The sequence below is a fragment of the Methylomonas fluvii genome (assembly GCF_014850975.1).
GTDB classification, from domain to species: Bacteria; Pseudomonadota; Gammaproteobacteria; order Methylococcales; family Methylomonadaceae; genus Methylomonas; species Methylomonas fluvii.
In genome coordinates this window covers 299,102-318,423 of sequence record NZ_JACXST010000001.1, presented here as the reverse complement: position 1 = coordinate 318,423, position 19,322 = coordinate 299,102, and the positions used below count along the sequence as shown (strand labels likewise).

Here is a 19,322-nt window from a genome sequence, read left to right as displayed (position 1 = left end):
TGTGTGGCTTTTACTTCTTGTCAGGTACTTAAGACAACTCGCTGATTTTGGCTTAGTTTGTCGATGCTTGATAGCGTACCGAGAAATTGTTCATGGCCGCCAGAGCCTCTTGGATATGGTTTGGATCGGAAAACTCAAACGCATTAACGCCCACGCGCGCCAAATAAAAAACTTGGTCAGGCAAATAATCGCCAACGGCTCTAATTTCCCCTTGATAACCGTCGCGGCTCCTTAACAAGCGTGCTTGCGAAAAAAGTCTGCCATCGCCGAATATCGGAAAATTAAGCTCTATTACACCAATTTTGCTTAAGTCGTCAGTCAGCGATTCAATTTGATCGCTGGGGATGAGGCGTACACCGGTTTGGCTGGAGCGTTTGACTAGTTGTTCTTTATCTGCCAGCCAACGCGCTAATGTGACTGTAATGTCGCCATTTTCTGGTAACGGAGTGTCGTCGGCAATAAAAGTCCAGGTGTTTTCTACCAACTGTCGATCTTTAATGATTTGCATAAACTCTTTCTTTAAATGGTTCCAGGCCAACGCGTTTTACGGTCTCTAAGAATGCTTCGTCTTCAAGGCGTTGCTTGATGTAAACGTCTAATATCGTTGTGATGGTCGAGGTGATTTGGTCTTTGGGAACTGATGGCCCCAGGCGCTCGCCTATTGCTGCTTCGTTTTCAGAAGAGCCGCCCAAGGTGATTTGATACCACTCTTCACCATGCTTATCCACACCGAGGATGCCGATATGGCCAACGCTTTGATGGGCGCAGCCGTTCATGCAGCCGGACATGTTGATTTTGATCTCGCCGATGTCGTGGATGTAATCCAAATCATCCAATGCTTCGTTGAGTTCCTTTGCTACGCCGATAGAGCCGGCATTGGCCAGCGAGCAAAAATCCAGGCCCGGGCAACAGATCATGTCGGTGACGGTGCCGATGTTGGGCGTAGCCAATTTGATGGCGTTTAGTTGCTGCCATACTGTAAATAGGTCGGCTTGTTTCACGTCAGCCAAGACCAAGTTCTGTCTATGAGTGCTTCTAATTTCGCCAAAGCTATATTGATCAGCCAAATCGGCTACCGCTTCAAGCTGTTTATCAGTCATGTCGCCTGGAGGAGAGTCCGGGGCTTTTAGCGAAACGTAAACACCGCGATAGCCGGCAATTTTGTGTTCGACGGTATTGTATTTAAACCACTTCGTAAAATCGCTGTTGCCGGCCAACTGCGCTGTCAGGGTGTTGTCAATGGCGGCGCTGGGGTCGTAAGCGGGTGGTAAAAACTGTGCTTTGATTTCCTCAATCCGTTCATTGCTCAGAATCATATCTTCCTTAATGCGCAGCCATTCCCTTTCGACCATGGCGGTAAATTTCTCCAATCCGGTCTCCTTGACCAGGATTTTGATGCGGGCTTTATATTTGTTGTCGCGTCTGCCGAATAGGTTGTAGACCCGTAAGATCGCTTCCAAATACGATAATAGATGTTGTTTTTCCAGAAAAAGTCTAACGGTTTGACCAATGATGGGGGTTCTACCCAGGCCGCCGCCCGCCAGAACTCTGAAGCCGATTTCGCCAGCTTCGTTTTTAACCAAATAGACGCCAATGTCGTGGAATTGCACGGCGGCGCGGTCATGCGTCGCGCCGCTGACGGCAATCTTGAATTTGCGCGGCAGATAAGCAAATTCCGGATGCAGTGTCGTCCACTGTCTAATAATTTCGCAGTAGGGACGCGGATCTTCGATCTCGTCTTTGCAAATGCCCGCTAAGGGGTCTGAGGTTGTATTTCTCAGGCAATTGCCGCTGGTTTGAATGGCGTGCATTTGCACCGTCGCCAGTTCGGCAAGCAGGTCAGGTACTCGACTAAGTTCCGGCCAGTTGTATTGCACGTTTTGGCGGGTGGTGAAATGGCAATAGCCGCGATCATAGTCGCGGGCTACCGACGCCAGCTTGCGCAATTGCTTGGATGACAGTAGTCCGTAAGGTACTGCGACACGGAGCATGGGTGCATGAGTTTGCACATACAATCCATTCATCAGCCGCAAGGCTCTAAATTGGTCGGGGCCGAGTTCGCCGCTTAAAAAGCGTTGGGTTTGACCGCGAAACTCATTAACGCGCTCTTCGATAAGTGTTTGATCTTGCTTGTTATATTGATACATTTAAAGGCGATGCTTAGTTTACATACTATTTTGCTAGGTATCTGAATAATATACTGGCCGGGATTAAATGACAAAGAATATTGTATGGTGATAACATGCCCGGTTAGTTTTTTCCGCTTTCAATAATGACTAAAACATAGAGGATAAAGGGGGCTATCTTGTTGCGCTTACTGTTAATTTTGGCCGGCTTGCTGTTTTTGCCGGAAATCGCCATGGCTGAAGAGTTTCACAATCTCGGCTTAACCGGAACCGAGCGGGGCATTTATACCGTTCTGATCTTTTTGGTGGCCTATGGATTTGTGATGGCAGAAGAATTTACGCATTTGCGTAAATCCAAGCCGGTTATTTTTGCCGCGGCCGTCATTTGGGGGCATGTGGCGATATTGGCTCAGGAAGCCGGTGTTTCCGGTGAAGAGCTGCATAAGGCTTTTGAGCACGATCTAAAAGAATATGCCGAATTAATGTTGTTTTTGCTGGTGGCAATGACCTATATCAACACTATGGCGGAACGTAATGTGTTTGAAGCACTGCGCTCGTGGTTGATTCGTAAACAATTTGGCTACAAGCAATTGTTCTGGATCACCGGCATCATTACCTTTTTCCTGTCGTCCGTAGCGGACAATCTGACTTCTGCGCTGTTGGTTGGTGCCGTGGTGATGGCCGTGGGCGCGGATAATGAGAAATTCGTCTCAATCGGTTTCGTGAACCTAGTGATTGCGGCAAACGCCGGTGGCGCGTTTTGCCCGTTCGGTGACATCACTACCTTGATGGTATGGCAAGCGGGTTATGCTGAGTTCTTCGATTTCTTCAAGTTGTTCATTCCCTCTGTCGTCAATTTCGTCGTGCCAGCCTTCTTCATGGCGCAAGCGATTCCAAGTGGTCAGCCGAAAGCAACCAACGAGGCGGCTGTGGAATTGAAGCCCGGTGGCTGGGTGGTTTGCGGTTTGTTTGGCGTTACCATCGGTTTGGCGGTTAGCTTCAAACAATTTCTGCATTTGCCACCGTTCATGGGCATGATGGCAGGGTTGTCCATATTGATGTTGTTTATCTACTACATAAAGATGCGCTTCGCATCGGCTGATGCGGTGCATCTTGATGTATTTGATCGCGTAAAGGAAGCTGAATGGGATACCTTGCTGTTCTTCTTTGGTGTGGTCTTCGCGGTAGGTGGTTTAGGTTATATCGGTTACCTGGAATTGTTGTCCGGCGCGATGTACGACGGCTTGGGTCAAACCACTGCCAACATCCTGGTCGGTATTATTTCAGCAATAGTTGACAACATTCCTGTGATGTTCGCGGTACTGAATATGAATCTGGATATGGATTTGTATCAATGGCTGTTGGTGACATTGACTGCCGGTGTGGGTGGTTCATTGTTCTCGGTGGGTTCTGCGGCAGGTGTAGCGTTGATGGGGCAATCCAATCACAAATACACCTTCTTCAGTCACTTGAAATGGACGCCGGTTATCGCTGCAGGCTATGCGGCGAGTATCGTTACCCACTATCTGATCAACGGTTAATTCGTCGATTTTGATAAAACTGCAATAAAACTAGGGAAAGCGCGTGACAAAGACTGTCAATAGTTGGCGTAGCGCTTTCTCTATTTATACTCAGCGCAGGGTGCTGAGTATGATTTTCCTCGGCTTTTCCGCCGGACTTCCTTTCTCTCTGGTGTCAACGACCTTGTCGGCCTGGCTGGCTGATACGCAGGTCTCTTTATCCGTTATCGGTTATTTCAGTCTCGTTGGTGCGGCTTACTCAATCAAGGTGTTTTGGGCGCCGGTTGTCGACAGATTGCCTCTACCTTTGTTCGACCGCTTGTTGGGAAAAAGGCGAAGCTGGATGTTATTCGCGCAACTCGGTGTCGGGATAGGGCTATTGGGGATGAGCGAGTTGGAGCCGGTCAATCACTTGCAAGAGTTAGCTTGGTTGGCGACATGGGTGGCGTTTTGCTCTGCTACTCAAGATGTTGCGATTGATGCCTATCGGATCGAAGCCGTCGCGCCGCAGTACCAGGGGGCGATGGCGGCGACGTATGTCTTCGGTTACCGCTTGTCTTTGCTGGTTGCGGGGGCGGGGGTCTTTTACATTGCCGAATATCAAAGTTGGCATCTGGCTTATGAGGCAATGGCCGCTGCGATGTTGGTCGGCGTAGCGGCGACATTACTGGTTTCTGAGCCAGAGCATGCCGTCGACTCTCGGGTCAGGCAGCTTGAAGAAAGAATAGAGACAGCCTTGGGTGTTACGCAGGATTCTAGCTGCCTAGCGCGTTTAGTGGCATGGTTTTCGGATGCGGTGGTAAGTCCATTTGTCGAGTTTTTTCAGCGCAACGGTAAGGCCGGTGTCTGGATTTTAGCGCTGATCGCCGTTTATAAAATGAGCGATATTGCGATGGGTGTGATGGCTAACCCGTTTTATTTAGAACTGGGCTTCAGTAAAAAAGATATTGCCGATGTCAGTAAGATTTTCGGCTTTTTCATGACAATTATCGGTACTTCGCTAGGCGGCGTTCTGGTGGTTCGCTTTGGTATTATGCGGCCCCTGTTACTAGGCGCTGTCATTGTCGCGGCGACCAATCTATTGTTTGCAGCTTTAGCGACAGTTCGGCCGGATATTATGTTGCTGGCTGGCGTCATTAGTGCCGATAATCTTAGTGGTGGCATAGCCTCCGCAGCGTTTATTGCTTATTTGTCTAGTCTCACCAATTCTGCATATACCGCCACTCAGTACGCATTGTTTAGTTCGCTAATGACCTTGCCGGCAAAGTTGATTGGCGGATTTTCAGGGGATATAGTTGCTGACTATGGCTATTATGCCTTCTTTACTTATTCAGCGGTTATCGGGCTGCCTGCGTTGATTCTGGTAATGTTATTAATGCGGTCTGGAATCGGTAGCGATGCCCGTGAGCGCTAGCTTAGTGCTTAAAGCCGTTTTTGTGTTGCAGATTGCTTGCTGAAATCGTATCATAAGCAGTTCTCTATCAAGTATGTAGCCCGGAACGGGTATGTGAGCGCTATGAAACCAGAAATACATCCAGAATATAAACAAATTACCGTTACTTGCGGGTGCGGCAATACTTTTCAAACCGGTTCTGTGCTGGCTTCTGATTTACACATTGAGGTGTGTTCTTCTTGCCATCCGTTTTATACCGGTAAACAACGCGTCGTTGATACGTCGGGCCGTGTTGATAAATTCCGTAAAAAATTCGGAAAATAAAGATTTTTTCAAGAAGTCTTGTTCGGCCGTCGATCAATTGGCGGCCAGATTCTTCCAAGCTATATAAAGCCTTCAAAATAACGCTTCTTCAGCAAAAATCTCGTCCTCTGCCGAGTCTTCAGATTTAGGTGCGGATTTTGCCGTTGGTACCGTTTCTTCGCTGAAATATTCCCAAATACCGCCTCTCGCTTCCTGATCCAGCAGTAATCCGTCCGCCGGATTAATGTAGGCCTGGACGATCCCGTTTGGTTGCATTAATGGCTTTTCCGGGAAGTTTTGTTGTACGGCCTTCATGAATTTAATCCACATCGGTAACGCTGCTTTACCGCCAGTCTCGCCGTGACCAAGCGGTAATGAATTATCGAAGCCTATCCATGCAGAGGCCACTATATCGGTAGCAAAACCGTTAAACCAAGCGTCTCTTTGTTCGTTCGTGGTGCCGGTTTTACCCGCCAAATCGTTACGGCCCAATTGTTTGGCCTGGGTTGCCGTGCCGCGCTGGACAACATCTCTCAGCAGGCTGTTTGCCAGGAAATTAATTTTTGCTGAAATAGCGCGCGGCGCGCGGTTTGGTGGCGGGTCTTGGTCGGGGCAATCGGCGCATGCCAGGGGTGGGTTGGCTTGGAACAACAGGTTACCTTTGTGATCTTCGATGCGCTCGATGAGGTAGGGTTTTACCAAAAAGCCGCCATTGGCAAAGACTGCATAGGCCGACGCCATACGCAACGGTGATGCATAGCCGCTACCCAAGGCCAGAGACAGTGTGCCGGGTAATTGTTCTTTATCGAAACCAAAGCGCATGGCTGTATCGATTGCCTGAGGTATTCCGATTTCCTGCAGCAATCGCACTGAGACCAGATTGATCGATTCCCGGAGTGCAACCCGCAATGACGTCGGCCCCAGAAAGCGGCGGCTATAGTTTTCGGGGCGCCAGTCGTTTTCTTGCGAAGGATCCTCGATTACGATGGGGGCGTCATTAATAATGCTGGCTGCGGTGAAGCCTTTTTCTAATGCGGCTGTGTAAATAACAGGCTTGAATCCCGAGCCCGGCTGGCGTTTGGACTGCGTAGCCCTGTTATATTTGCTGTGATAAAAATCAAAGCCGCCGCATAACGCCAAAATCGCGCCATTGTTGGGATTAAGCGCTACAAAAGCAGCTTCAGCAGTCGGAATTTGCGTGAGTGCCCATTCGTTATTTTCTACCGGTCTAACCCAGATGATGTCGTTCGGTTTGAGAAAAGCCTTGCTGGTGCCAATATTTTTTTCCGGGTACGGTCTTGCCCATTCAATATTTTTCCAGCTTATGCCGATCTGCGTATGGTCATAGAGTTTTGCGGTTACACCGGAATCGGTTACTGCTGTTACCAAGGCTTGTTGGGTATCCCCAACAACATTGTCCTCAAGTTGAACGCCATTTTTTTGCGCATTCTTATGTGGAAAACCGCGATAGCCGTGGCGCTCGTCATATTCGTGCAGTGTTTTTTGCAAAGCGTCTTCCGCGGCTAACTGAAATTGGCTAGGGACGGTGATGAAAATTTTCAAACCTAAGGTATAGGCTGTCTCCCCATACTTAGACATAACTTCTTGCCTAACCATTTCCGCGATGTGTGGCGATTGTAGCTCGACATTTATCGCCTGAATTTCAGCGTTATCGACCTCTTGAACGGCAATTTCGTAATCCCGCTGGCTTATATAGTTTAAATCGAGCATTCGGCGTAACACATAATTCCGCCGCTCTAAGGCGCGCTGCGGATTGGCGATCGGATTGTAAATCGATGGTGCTTTTGGCAAGCCGGCAATCATCGCTTGTTGGTGCAGGGCTAACTCGGAAATATCTTTACCGTAATAGGTTTGCGCGGCCGCTGCGACGCCATAGGCGCGCTGACCCATATAAATTTTGTTCAAATAAAGATCCATAATCTGATCTTTGGAAAATTGCCGCTCAATTTTCAGGGCAAGAATGATTTCCTTGAGTTTACGCAAATAGGTTCTTTCGTTACTCAGCAGAAAATTGCGGGCAACTTGCATGGTGATGGTACTGCCACCTTGTCTCTTTTTGCCGGTAAGGGCTAACTGGCCGACGGCTCGCAGCAGGCCTTTGAAATCGACACCGTTATGTTTATAGAAACGATCATCTTCCGCTGCAATGAATGCCTTGATCAATAGGGGCGGCACTTGCGTGATGTCGGTTGGGATTCTGCGTTTCTCGCCAAACTGCGCTATCAGTAGCTTATCTTGGCTGTAGATATTAAACGGCATCTGATATTGAACGTGTTGTAACTGGTCTATATCCGGGAGTTCCTTGTCGAACTCGACCAGAAAAAAATAAACAGCAACCAGAAACGTACCGATGAAAGCGAACAAGCAGATGGTCAGCCACTTAAAAACTGTCTTGATCAGGGATTTGGGTTTGGGGTCTTTCTTAATGGGCACTGAAATTCAAACGCACTGCTAAAATACAAATTGCCGGTCAAAATAAACCCTTTTGATAATAGGAACAACCTAAAGTTACTTGTAAAGTGGTTTATCTAAGGGGATGAAAATAAAAAAATCTACTATACTTCAGGCCCATGTGGGTTCTGCAAGACTCGTCTGAGCATGCTTGAGCCAAATTCAATCATATTCGATCTAAAAAGGGTTCATTCATGAGCTGGTTGAGCAGGAATCCGTCGGCTGTACTGGGTGTGGATATTAGTACAGCTGCGGTTAAATTGTTGGAATTGAGCCGGGTCGGTGCTCGTTACCGGGTAGAAAGTTACTCGGTGGCGCCCTTACCTCAAGATGCGATAGTCGATAAGAACATCACCAATATAGAGCAAATCGGCGCAGTAATAAAAGCGGCGGTCAAGCAATCCGGCACTCGGGCAAAGCAGGCGAGCGTTGCGGTTGCAGGTTCGTCGGTGATGACCAAAATCATTTCGATGCCTGCCTCCTTGTCCGATAGGGACATGGAGGAGCAGATCATGGTGGAAGCGGATCAGTACATTCCTTATTCACTGGACGAAGTCAATCTCGATTTCGAAGTTCAGGGCATCACCAAAAATAACCCTGATATGGTCGATGTGTTGCTGGCGGCTTCTCGGCGGGAAAATATTGAAGATAGGGTGGCCGCATTGGCCTATGCCGGCCTGAAAGCTGTTGTTGTCGATGTGGAAGCTTTTGCGATGGAAAATGCGTTTTCCTTATTGGCGGATCAGTTACCGGAAGGTGCCGGTAATATGACTGTTGCGATTGCCGACATTGGCGCAACCATGACCTCTCTGAACATTCTGCATGAAGGTAAAACTGTTTATACCCGGGAGCAGGGCTTTGGCGGAAAACAGCTAACTGAAGAGATTCAGCGCCGCTATGGTCTGTCGTATGAAGAAGCCGGTTTGGCCAAGAAGCACGGCGGCCTGCCGGACAATTACGTCACGGATGTGCTGGAGCCCTTCAAAAAAGCCATGCTGCAGCAAATCGCCAGATCGTTGCAATTCTTCGTTTCCTCTAGCGCCAATCGCGGCGTCGATGCCTTGGTACTTGCCGGTGGTTGCGCGTCAATCGCGGGTTTGGACAAATTAGTGGAACGCGACCTTGGTATTCCTTCTTACATTGCCAATCCATTTATCAATATGGCGCTTTCTAACCGGGTCAAACCGCAAAGTCTGAGCAACGATACGCCTGCGATGATGATAGCGTGCGGTTTAGCGTTAAGGAGTTTCGATTAATGGCAAGAATTAATTTACTCCCCTGGCGAGAAGAGCTGCGTAAAAAGAAGCAGCAGGATTTTGTGGCGGGTATTGGTGCCGGTATTTTGGTGACAGCACTGATTTTGGTCGTGGTCTATATGTATATCGAAGGGATCAAAGAGTATCAGACCCGCAGAAACACGCTACTACAAAACGAAATAGCCATCTTGGATAAGAGAATTCAAGAAATCAAAGAAATCGAAGATAAGAAAAACCGGTTATTGACCAAAATTGAAGTCATCCAAAAGTTGCAGGAAAGCCGTCCCGAGGTGGTGCATTTATTCGATGAATTGGCCAAAACCACGCCGGATGGTATTTACCTGACGAAATTTACCCAAGCCGGGTCGGTTTTGACTTTGGACGGCAAGGCGGAATCGAATGCGCGGGTGTCCGCTTACATGCGGGCTATCGATAACTCGCCGTGGATGAATACCTCGGTGCTTACTGTCATCAAAGGTGAAGGCAAGAAGGACGGGCAGATGAACGACTTCACATTGACAGCCAAGCAAGGTAAGAAGATAGATAAGCCTCAATCAGGAGCCGTCAAATGAATTTGTCTGAAATCAATTGGGACATTAATTCGGCGGGCAGCTGGCCAACGCCACTAAAAATCATCGTCATCCTTATTTTTGCGGTATTAACAGCGGCGGCTGGCGTTTACTTTGTGACGGTGCCGCAGTTGGATGAATTGGATGTGCTTGAAAAACAAGAAGAGAGTTTGAAAAGTGCGTTTGAAGTTAAGCAGAAAAAGGCTGTCAACCTCCAGGATTACCGCGATCAGCTGGATCAAATCGAAGCGTCGCTGGGCGAGATGTTGAAGCAGATGCCTACCAAAGCTGAAGTCGCCAGTTTATTGGTGGATATTTCCCAAACCGGTTTGGCAAGTGGTCTGGAGTTTAAATTGTTTCAGCCCAGTACCGAAATTAACAGGGAGTTTTATTCTGAGTTACCAATTGGTATCCATGTCGTAGGGAAGTATGAAGAGCTGGGGTTATTTGTTAGCGGTTTGGCTTCCCTGCCCCGGATTGTGACGGTGCACGATGTGGTCATGACGCCGATGGGTAAAGAAGGCAAAGATGGTATGAGCATGACGGCAACGATAAAAACCTATAACGAGGGCGAAACAGCGCAAGCCGCTGGCGGACCGGCGGCTAAGAAAAGGAGAGGGCAATGAGGTGCGCCGGTGTGAAAGTGCTTCCGACTCTACCGATGTTGAGTTTGCTTTTGATCGGGATGGTAGGATGCGGTGGCGACGATGTCAGCGACTTGACCAAATATATTCAAGAGGTAAAAGCTCGCCCCAAGTCCGCTATCGAACCCTTGCCTGAAATTAAAGTGGTTGAATCGTTTATATTCAAGCCCGATGGATTGAGGGATCCGTTCAGGTCAATTGAAAGAAAAGATGACGATAGTAATGTCGATGTCTCCGGTATCAACGGTATTAGACCTGATATAGAGCGCCGCAAGGAAGAGTTGGAAGCCTACCCTCTGGACAGTCTACGCATGGTTGGAACGTTACGTAACGACAAAGGCTATTGGGGGTTAGTAAGAGCTAGAGATGGGACTATTCACCGCGTCCAGATTGGGCATCACATGGGGCAAAATTACGGCAAGATACTGCGTATTCTTGACGACAAAATAGAGCTAATGGAAATCGTACCTGATAAGCCGGGCACTTGGCGCGAACAGCAGTCTTCACTAGCATTGGCCGATGAAAAAGGGTTATAGAAATGAGTATTAAACAAAATAAAAACGGATGGAAAGTGGCCGGCTTCGGTTTCTGGTGTTCAGTGTTACTCAGTTGTTTTATGCATGTTGCGCTGGTGCATGCCGATGACGGAGCGATAAACAACTTAGAGTTTTCCACCTTGGCCGGAAACCAAGTGCAAGTGCAACTGGAAATGGATGGCCCGATAGTGGAGCCGAAAATCTTCCAGACCGATAACCCTTCTAGAATCGCATTGGACTTTGCCGGCGTAAAAAGTAATCTGGCAAAAAAGAGCTTTCCCATCAATCAAGGTGCTGCAGGCACGGTGTATGTGGTTGAGGCGTCGGGGCGGACTCGAGTTATTATCAATTTGGTAGAAAAAGTACCTTACGAAACCAAAATCGAGGGCAATAAATTTTATGTGGTATTGAAGTCCAGCGGGACCGTTGCTGCGGTAAACCGAGCCGTACAGCAAGCGCCTGCTGCGAAGGATTCGGTGATTAGTAAATTTTTGCCGGAACAAAACATAAAAAGTATTGATTTTCGACGCGGCCCAAACGGTGAGGGACGCTTGTTGTTGGGTTTATCCGCGGCAAATACCGTCGTGGACGCTAAGCAAAATGCCGGTAAAGTGGTTTTAAGTTTCCTAAACACCAGGTTGCCGGAGTCTTTGGTTAAAAGTTTTGACGTGTCGGACTTTGCGACACCTGTACAAAAAATCGAAGCCTCTCCGAGAGGAGATAGCGTCAACATTGTCATAACACCCAACAATGGTAATTACGATTACTCGTCCTATCAGTCCGAAAATTTATTGACGGTTGAGTTTCGGCCGTTGACACCAGCGGAGAAGGAAGCGCAGCAAAAAGAAAAATTCCCGTATATCGGCAATAAGTTGTCATTGAATTTTCAAGATATTGAAGTGCGTTCGGTGCTGCAAATTTTGGCCGACTTTACCGAGCTGAATATCATTGCTGCCGATTCGGTAGCGGGCAATGTGACGCTTAGATTGAACGACGTGCCTTGGGATCAGGCTTTGGAGCTGATTTTAAAATCCAAAGGTTTGGCAAAAAGGCAGAACGGCAATGTGGTGATGGTGGCGCCGGTTGCTGAGATCATGAAAATCGAGCAGGAAGAGCTGGATTCGAAAAAAATATTCGAAGAGCTGGAGCCGTTAAAAACCGAAAATATTCAGATTAATTACGCAAAAGCAGGCGAGATTTGCGGTGTATTAATGGGGGTGGGGAATAGCTCGCAAGGTGGTCAGTCCGGCGCAGGTGCAAGCAGTGGCGGAGGTGGTGGTTGCGGCGGTGGTAGCGGTAGTTCCGTCGCGTCGCAACAGGCCGGCTCCGGCCAGAATAGCCAAGGGGGCGGTCCAGCAAGTATGCGATTGCTATCGCCACGCGGTACGGCGATTGTCGATGCCAGGACCAATACGCTGATTGTCAAGGATACGGCAAAGGCTATGGAAGATGTGCGGAGAATGATCAAGCTATTGGACGTACCTGTGCGCCAAGTGCTGATCGAATCGCGAATCGTCATAGCTGATACCTCGTTTGCGCAGAACTTGGGTACCAAGTTTGGGGTGGCACATAAAACCGACGTAAATAGCGGAACGCAATACGGAATGACGGCCAGTGGCGCCGAAACCAGCGAAAATTCGCAAATTCTGTCGGATTTGGGATCGGCATTGGCTGCTTCCAGTGGTGGTGCTTTGGCATTGACCTTGGCGCGCGGAGCAGATTATCTTTTGAACCTTGAGATTAGTGCACTGCAAGATGATGGTAAAGGCGAGTTGGTATCCAATCCGCGGGTAATGACTAGCGACATGGTGCAAGCTTCAATCAAACAAGGTGTGCAGATTCCGTATCAAACCCAAAGTCAGGCGACTGGTCCGGTGACGGAGCTGGTCGATGCAGTGTTGGAGCTGAATGTCACGCCGCAGATTACGCCGAGTGGCAGTGTTATCATGCTGCTCGACATCAAAAAAGATTCGCCCGGAACACCCTTGGCTACTGGCGGTAATGCAACCGTACCTATCGACACCCGGCAATTGAAAACCAAGGTTCAAGTTGAAGATGGCGAAACGGTGGTGTTGGGTGGCATCTATGAGTCAACTGTTCAGGAATCCTACAATACTGTGCCTTGGGTGTCGGATTTACCGGTGATTGGCTGGATGTTCAAGAAAAGTGTAAAAAACGATACCAAAAAAGAGTTGTTGGTGTTTATCACGCCTAAAGTGGTGAAAGAGTCTATGACGGTAAAGTGAGTCGTCGTCTGGCCTAGTGACAAAAAGGGGCTTCATGCCCCTTTTTTTGTGGCTTGCCGAGATTGGTTGGCTGTATCGCGTTCGTTCTTTTAAGATGGCGGCTATGCTATATTCCGCATTCACCCGATAATCGTTACGAACATGACGACAAACAAAATTTTAACTCTAGTTCTTTGGGCGCTGTTGTTGCAGGCCTGCGGTCAAACCGGGCCTTTATATATGCCGGATAGCCCGCCGCCAATTTACGTACCCAAACAAGACAAATAAGCCATGGATTTTTTTAATTATCGGCAACACGAGTTGTTTGCCGAAAGCATTCCTGTTGACAAAATTGCCCAAAATTACGGCACTCCCTGCTATGTCTATTCGCGAGCGACCTTGGAGATGCATTGGCAAGCCTTCGATCAAGGCTTTGCCGGGCACCCGCACCTTATTTGCTATGCCGTAAAAGCAAATTCAAATATTGCTGTTCTCAACGTGCTGGCGCGACTGGGATCTGGGTTCGACATTGTGTCGCTTGGGGAAATGCAGCGCGTATTAACTGCGGGCGGCAGTCCTGAAAAAATTGTGTTTTCCGGTGTGGGTAAACGCGAGGACGAAATCTTGGCGGCGCTGAAAATAGGTATACGCTGTTTTAATATTGAAGTCAGCGGCGAACTTGATCGGATCAACCGTTTAGCCGGTGAGCTGGGTGTTATTGCTCCCGTGTCTTTTCGGGTCAATCCGGATGTTGATGCTAAGACGCACCCCTATATTTCCACCGGCTTGAAAGAAAATAAATTCGGGATCGATATCAAGCAAGCCATTCATGAGTATCGGCGTGCCGCACAGATGCCTAATATCCAAATAGTCGGTATCGATTGCCATATTGGCTCTCAATTAACTGAAACAGTGCCGTTTTTGGATGCGTTGGATAGGGTGTTGGCGTTAGTCGATGAACTGCAAGAGGAAGGTATTGAATTGCACCACCTCGATTTAGGAGGCGGGCTGGGTATTTGTTATCGCGATGAGCATCCGCCGCAACCTTCTGAATATATTTCAGCTTTGCTGCAGCGTTTAGCGGGACGGAGTTTTGAAATTCTATTGGAGCCGGGGCGCGCGATCGTCGGCAATGCGGGAATATTGTTAACCAGAGTGGAATACCTTAAGCCAACAGCGAATAAAAATTTTGCGATTGTGGATGCGGCCATGAATGATCTAGTTCGGCCGGCTCTATACGGGGCGTGGCAGGCAATCATTCCGGCGAACACCGAAAGCGATCAGGCCGAGTTGGATTGGGACATTGTCGGGCCGGTGTGCGAGACGGGCGATTTTCTGGGTAAAGCGCGGTCGTTAAAGTTGAGACAAGGTGATTTATTGGTGGTTCGCTCAGCGGGAGCCTACGGGTTTACGATGAGTTCAAACTATAACTCGAGGCCAAGAGCGGCCGAGGTAATGGTGGATGGCGATAAAACGCATCTTATTCGAGCTCGAGAAACCTTGGAGCAACTGTGGGTTGGCGAGCAGCTTTTGCCTGAGTAGCGATGATGATTAATTTCACCAAAATGCAGGGCTTGGGCAATGATTTTGTCGTGATCGACGCCATAAACCAGCCAATCCAATTGACGACAGAGCAGATTCGATTTTTGGCGGATCGCCACTTTGGCGTGGGCTGCGATCAATTGTTATTGGTGGAAAAACCGGTCAGCGATAACGCCGAGTTTAAATACCGGATTTTCAACGCTGACGGTAGCGAGGTTGCGCAATGTGGGAACGGTGCGCGTTGCTTCGCACGCTTTGTGCGCGACAAAGGCTTAAGTAATAAAGACGAAATTATTGTTGATACTGACGCGAGACAACTGACGCTTCGATTCGATGCGGGCGGTTTGATCACCGTTGACATGGGGGTTCCCGCACTGGAGCCTGAGCAAATACCGCTGAAAGTTTCCGAACAGTCTAAATTATATAAAGTGATGTTGGCGGAGGCAGAAGTTGCGTTCGCAGCTGTCTCTATGGGTAATCCTCATGCGGTTATCCAGGTCGATGATGTAATTAGCGCGCCCGTTGCATCTGTCGGCGCTAGACTGGAGTGTCATGAGCTGTTTCCGGAGCGAGCTAATATTGGTTTCATGCAAATTGTTAATCGTCAACAAATCAAGTTGCGAGTTTACGAGCGTGGCGCAGCTGAAACACTGGCTTGTGGCAGCGGGGCTTGTGCTGCTGTTGTGGCCGGTATTGAGCAAGGTTTGTTGGAGCAGAATGTTCAGGTACAACTGCCTGGCGGGGAATTAATCGTTAGCTGGCTTGGTATTGGTCATCCTGTCATGATGACGGGAGCCGCGACCACGGTATTCGAAGGACAAATTAAGTTATGAGCAGTGAATCAAAAGTCTTATTGACTGAAGCCCTCGTTAAGGCCTATCTGCAAGAGCATCCCGAGTTTTTCCAAAATCATCTGGATTTGCTGGAGAAGATGCATATCCCGCATCCCAGCGGAAATGCAATATCTCTAATATCTAAGCAACTGGAAATGTTTCGGGCGAAGCATCAGGAGCAAGAAAATCAATTGACCGCGTTGATCGATATTGCCCGGGAAAACGACGCGTCGTTCAATCGCATGCATGAATTGACCCTAGCTATGCTGGAAGCAAATTCCCTGGAGGATGCGGTAGCAAATTTGAGTGAAGTGTTGGCTGAGTGTTTTTTCACTGACTTCGTGGCCATTAAAATCATTAAAGAGCAACCGCTATCGCCTATCAGTAATTTATTCGTCGGGGCGGACGATGCTAATTTGAAGCATTTTTCCAATGAATTAACCACAAGCCAGCCGAAATGCGGTCGGCCGACTTTGGCGCAAGCGAGGTTTTTATTTGGTGATGTGGCAGCGGAAGTTCGCTCGTGTGCAATCATTCCTATGGTGTTTACGCAGCTTGATGGGCTGTTGGCAATCGGTAGCCGCGATGAGTCGCGCTTTCACTATAGTATGGGCAGTATATTTCTTACTCAAATGAGTGAGATTATCGGGACCCGTCTGATTTCATTGCTACACCAAACGGATTGATTGTCATGCATGCCGAGGCGGATGACGCCTTACTGCGGTATTTTCGCTATTTGGTTTCGGAAAGGCGCGTTGCAGATCATACGTCAACAAACTACCAAAGGGATTTAAAACGATTTCAAAGTTTTTGCTCTATGCAAGAGCTCATGTTTTGGCAGCAAGTTCAGGATCGTGATGTGCGGAATTATATTGCTGGGCGTCATAAAAACGGTATCGGCAGCAAGACGATTCAGCGCGAACTTGCCGCGCTACGTAGTTTTTATCGATTTTTGCTCAAAGCCAAGCAAGTGGAGCATAACCCTGCTCAGCATGTGCAAGCTCCTAAGGCGTCAAAAAGGCTGCCGCATGTTTTGGATGTCGATCAGCTGGTGGGGATGTTAAATGCGACGCCAGATTCGATTTTGGAAGTCCGCGATTTGGCGATGTTCGAATTGTTTTATTCATCAGGTTTGCGATTGAGCGAGCTGGTAATGCTTGATTTGCCGGACATCGATCTTAGCGAAGGCTTTTTGAGAGTGCGCTATGGTAAAGGCGGCAAGCAAAGGCAATTGCCTGTTGGTAGCAAAGCACTTGATGCGCTTAGGGTTTGGCTGGTGAGTCGACCTGAGGGGGAGGGGCAGGCGGTGTTTGTCTCCTTGCAGGGACGTCGATTATCTCGAAGAAGTGTGCAACTTAGATTGGATCGTTGGGGCAAAAAAAACGGAATAGCGGAGCACCTTCATCCGCATATGTTAAGGCATTCGTTCGCAAGCCATCTGCTTGAAGCGAGTAAAGATATTAGGGCTGTGCAAGAGTTATTAGGGCATAGCAATATATCTACTACGCAGATATACACACACCTGGATTTTCAACATTTAGCGGCTGTTTATGATCAAGCGCATCCGCGCTCGCGCAAGGGTTGAAGACTGTTAAATAAAAAAGTTCTTGACGCGAGGCTGGCGAGTGATTAGAATGAGCGGCTCTTCACTGCTCTGACTTTTAAATTTTAGCGGTGAAGTGGTCGGCTTGGTTTGGCGGGTTTGTTTTTTGGGTTTCGGTTTTTGAAATGACTTAAAAATAAATTTGACAAACATTGAAAACGCTGTAGAATATGTCGGCTCAACAGGGCGAAATGCTCTAGCTCTTTAACAAACGAAATCGAAATAATTTGTGTGGGTATGTGTAGCGACTATGTGCTGTTTAAAAATAGTCGACACAGAAACCACGTCAATTCGCAAGAAAAGATGTTCTGTAGTCGAGCCAAGATTGGTTACTAATCTTATTTAGTAACAAGTTAAAATTAAACTGAAGAGTTTGATCATGGCTCAGATTGAACGCTGGCGGTATGCTTAACACATGCAAGTCGAACGGTAGCAGGCCTTCGGGCGCTGACGAGTGGCGGACGGGTGAGTAATGCATAGGAATCTGCCTATTAGTGGGGGACAACGTGGGGAAACTCACGCTAATACCGCATACGCCCTACGGGGGAAAGCTGGGGACCTTCGGGCCTGGCGCTAATAGATGAGCCTATGTTGGATTAGCTAGTTGGTAGGGTAAAGGCCTACCAAGGCGACGATCCATAGCTGGTCTGAGAGGATGATCAGCCACACTGGGACTGAGACACGGCCCAGACTCCTACGGGAGGCAGCAGTGGGGAATATTGGACAATGGGCGAAAGCCTGATCCAGCAATACCGCGTGTGTGAAGAAGGCCTGAGGGTTGTAAAGCACTTTCAATAGGAAGGAATACCTGCCGGTTAATACCCGGTAGACTGACATTACCTATACAAGAAGCACCGGCTAACTCCGTGCCAGCAGCCGCGGTAATACGGAGGGTGCAAGCGTTAATCGGAATTACTGGGCGTAAAGCGTGCGTAGGCGGTTGTTTAAGTCAGATGTGAAAGCCCTGGGCTTAACCTGGGAACTGCATTTGATACTGGGCAACTAGAGTTTAGTAGAGGGGAGTGGAATTTCAGGTGTAGCGGTGAAATGCGTAGAGATCTGAAGGAACACCAGTGGCGAAGGCGGCTCCCTGGACTAAAACTGACGCTGAGGTACGAAAGCGTGGGTAGCAAACAGGATTAGATACCCTGGTAGTCCACGCCGTAAACGATGTCAACTAACTGTTGGGTTCTTAAAGAACTTAGTAGTGGAGCTAACGTATTAAGTTGACCGCCTGGGGAGTACGGCCGCAAGGCTAAAACTCAAATGAATTGACGGGGGCCCGCACAAGCGGTGGAGCATGTGGTTTAATTCGATGCAACGCGAAGAACCTTACCTACCCTTGACATCCAGAGAATCTGTTAGAGATAGCGGAGTGCCTTCGGGAACTCTGAGACAGGTGCTGCATGGCTGTCGTCAGCTCGTGTTGTGAAATGTTGGGTTAAGTCCCGTAACGAGCGCAACCCTTATCCTTAGTTGCCAGCGGGTCATGCCGGGAACTCTAGGGAGACTGCCGGTGATAAACCGGAGGAAGGTGGGGACGACGTCAAGTCATCATGGCCCTTATGGGTAGGGCTACACACGTGCTACAATGGCCGGTACAGAGGGCTGCGAACTCGCGAGAGTAAGCGAATCCCAAAAAGCCGGTCCCAGTCCGGATCGCAGTCTGCAACTCGACTGCGTGAAGTCGGAATCGCTAGTAATCGCGGATCAGAATGCCGCGGTGAATACGTTCCCGGGCCTTGTACACACCGCCCGTCACACCATGGGAGTGGGTTGCAAAAGAAGTAGGTAGTTTAACCTTCGGGAGGGCGCTTACCACTTTGTGATTCATGACTGGGGTGAAGTCGTAACAAGGTAGCCCTAGGGGAACCTGGGGCTGGATCACCTCCTTACAAAGACGGCACACCGTTGCACGTACTCACAACAAATTATTTCGATTGAAAGACGCACCTGGGTCTGTAGCTCAGTTGGTTAGAGCGCACCCCTGATAAGGGTGAGGTCGGAGGTTCAACTCCTCCCAGACCCACCAACGCATAAAAGGCGAAAGCAATAAGGCGGAAAACGATCAAGCAACACTCCTGCTTAGATAGATAGGGTTGCGAATAGTTGGGTTTCTGCTTGAGTCTTGGTCTTTAGTCTGTTTTAGGGGCCATAGCTCAGCTGGGAGAGCGCCTGCCTTGCACGCAGGAGGTCGGGAGTTCGATCCTCCCTGGCTCCACCATCACGCTGAATGCTGAGGGTCAACCAGTTCGTCGCCAATAGATAGTCGATGTTAGAACATCAACGCTATGAGGTTT

Annotated in this window: 16 protein-coding genes, 2 tRNA genes and 1 rRNA gene; 16 read left to right on the top strand and 3 right to left on the bottom strand. The window is 48.6% G+C overall.

Annotation, left to right across the window (positions count from 1 at the left end):
• Positions 1-52: 52 nt before the first annotated feature.
• Both EBB_RS01515 and EBB_RS01510 read right to left on the bottom strand, forming a co-directional pair.
• Positions 53-508 (bottom strand): DUF934 domain-containing protein, encoded by a 456-nt coding sequence (locus tag EBB_RS01515; protein WP_192392156.1) that lies wholly within the window; start codon positions 506-508, stop codon positions 53-55.
• Positions 495-2,147 (bottom strand): nitrite/sulfite reductase, encoded by a 1,653-nt coding sequence (locus tag EBB_RS01510; protein ID WP_192392155.1) that lies wholly within the window; start codon positions 2,145-2,147, stop codon positions 495-497. The genes EBB_RS01515 and EBB_RS01510 overlap by 14 nt, the downstream gene beginning before the upstream one ends.
• 212 nt (positions 2,148-2,359) lie before the next feature.
• Between EBB_RS01510 and nhaD the strand changes: the two genes are divergently transcribed.
• The 3 genes from nhaD to rpmE all read left to right on the top strand — a co-directional run bounded on the left by nhaD (position 2,360) and on the right by rpmE (position 5,363).
• Positions 2,360-3,667, top strand: coding sequence for a sodium:proton antiporter NhaD (gene nhaD, locus EBB_RS01505; protein ID WP_225587310.1), 1,308 nt, complete (start codon positions 2,360-2,362; stop codon positions 3,665-3,667).
• A 43-nt stretch (positions 3,668-3,710) separates the two neighbouring features.
• Positions 3,711-5,060: an AmpG family muropeptide MFS transporter gene (locus EBB_RS01500; RefSeq protein WP_229427520.1), complete on the top strand. Its 1,350-nt coding sequence runs from the start codon at positions 3,711-3,713 to the stop codon at positions 5,058-5,060.
• A gap of 102 nt (positions 5,061-5,162) precedes the next feature.
• Positions 5,163-5,363: a 50S ribosomal protein L31 gene (gene rpmE / locus EBB_RS01495; protein ID WP_081607938.1), complete on the top strand. Its 201-nt coding sequence runs from the start codon at positions 5,163-5,165 to the stop codon at positions 5,361-5,363.
• Between the two features lie 72 nt (positions 5,364-5,435).
• Here the strand turns inward: rpmE and EBB_RS01490 are convergent, their stop codons facing one another.
• Positions 5,436-7,796: a penicillin-binding protein 1A gene (locus tag EBB_RS01490; RefSeq protein WP_192392154.1), complete on the bottom strand. Its 2,361-nt coding sequence runs from the start codon at positions 7,794-7,796 to the stop codon at positions 5,436-5,438.
• Between the two features lie 212 nt (positions 7,797-8,008).
• On the opposite strand from EBB_RS01490, the gene EBB_RS01485 reads away from it, so the two are divergent.
• From EBB_RS01485 to EBB_RS01425, 13 genes are all read left to right on the top strand, one after another.
• Complete coding sequence (locus tag EBB_RS01485) at positions 8,009-9,070, top strand: pilus assembly protein PilM (protein ID WP_020483743.1); 1,062 nt, start codon at positions 8,009-8,011, stop codon at positions 9,068-9,070.
• Positions 9,070-9,642, top strand: coding sequence for a PilN domain-containing protein (locus EBB_RS01480; RefSeq protein WP_192392153.1), 573 nt, complete (start codon positions 9,070-9,072; stop codon positions 9,640-9,642). Before EBB_RS01485 ends, EBB_RS01480 begins: the two co-directional genes overlap by 1 nt.
• Complete coding sequence (locus EBB_RS01475) at positions 9,639-10,265, top strand: type IV pilus inner membrane component PilO (RefSeq protein WP_192392152.1); 627 nt, start codon at positions 9,639-9,641, stop codon at positions 10,263-10,265. The genes EBB_RS01480 and EBB_RS01475 overlap by 4 nt, the downstream gene beginning before the upstream one ends.
• Positions 10,266-10,300: 35 nt before the next feature.
• Positions 10,301-10,819 (top strand): pilus assembly protein PilP, encoded by a 519-nt coding sequence (locus EBB_RS01470; RefSeq protein WP_306790058.1) that lies wholly within the window; start codon positions 10,301-10,303, stop codon positions 10,817-10,819.
• Between the two features lie 2 nt (positions 10,820-10,821).
• The gene (locus EBB_RS01465) at positions 10,822-13,065 is read left to right on the top strand and encodes a type IV pilus secretin PilQ (RefSeq protein ID WP_192392150.1); all 2,244 of its coding nucleotides are present in this window, start codon (positions 10,822-10,824) and stop codon (positions 13,063-13,065) included.
• Between the two features lie 141 nt (positions 13,066-13,206).
• Entirely contained in the window at positions 13,207-13,332 is a 126-nt protein-coding gene (gene lptM, locus EBB_RS01460) for an LPS translocon maturation chaperone LptM (protein ID WP_084153286.1), read from the top strand.
• Between the two features lie 3 nt (positions 13,333-13,335).
• Positions 13,336-14,586, top strand: coding sequence for a diaminopimelate decarboxylase (lysA, locus tag EBB_RS01455; protein ID WP_192392149.1), 1,251 nt, complete (start codon positions 13,336-13,338; stop codon positions 14,584-14,586).
• Positions 14,587-14,591: 5 nt separating this feature from the next.
• Positions 14,592-15,419, top strand: coding sequence for a diaminopimelate epimerase (gene dapF, locus EBB_RS01450; protein WP_192393500.1), 828 nt, complete (start codon positions 14,592-14,594; stop codon positions 15,417-15,419).
• Entirely contained in the window at positions 15,416-16,105 is a 690-nt protein-coding gene (locus tag EBB_RS01445; RefSeq protein ID WP_192392148.1) for a DUF484 family protein, read from the top strand. Before dapF ends, EBB_RS01445 begins: the two co-directional genes overlap by 4 nt.
• Before the next feature lie 5 nt (positions 16,106-16,110).
• Positions 16,111-17,004, top strand: coding sequence for a tyrosine recombinase XerC (gene xerC / locus EBB_RS01440; protein ID WP_192392147.1), 894 nt, complete (start codon positions 16,111-16,113; stop codon positions 17,002-17,004).
• Positions 17,005-17,383: 379 nt separating this feature from the next.
• Positions 17,384-18,917: ribosomal RNA gene (locus EBB_RS01435) — 16S ribosomal RNA — on the top strand.
• A gap of 60 nt (positions 18,918-18,977) precedes the next feature.
• A tRNA-Ile gene (locus tag EBB_RS01430) sits at positions 18,978-19,054 on the top strand.
• 116 nt (positions 19,055-19,170) lie between these two features.
• Positions 19,171-19,246: transfer RNA gene (locus tag EBB_RS01425), tRNA-Ala, on the top strand.
• Positions 19,247-19,322 lie beyond the last annotated feature (76 nt).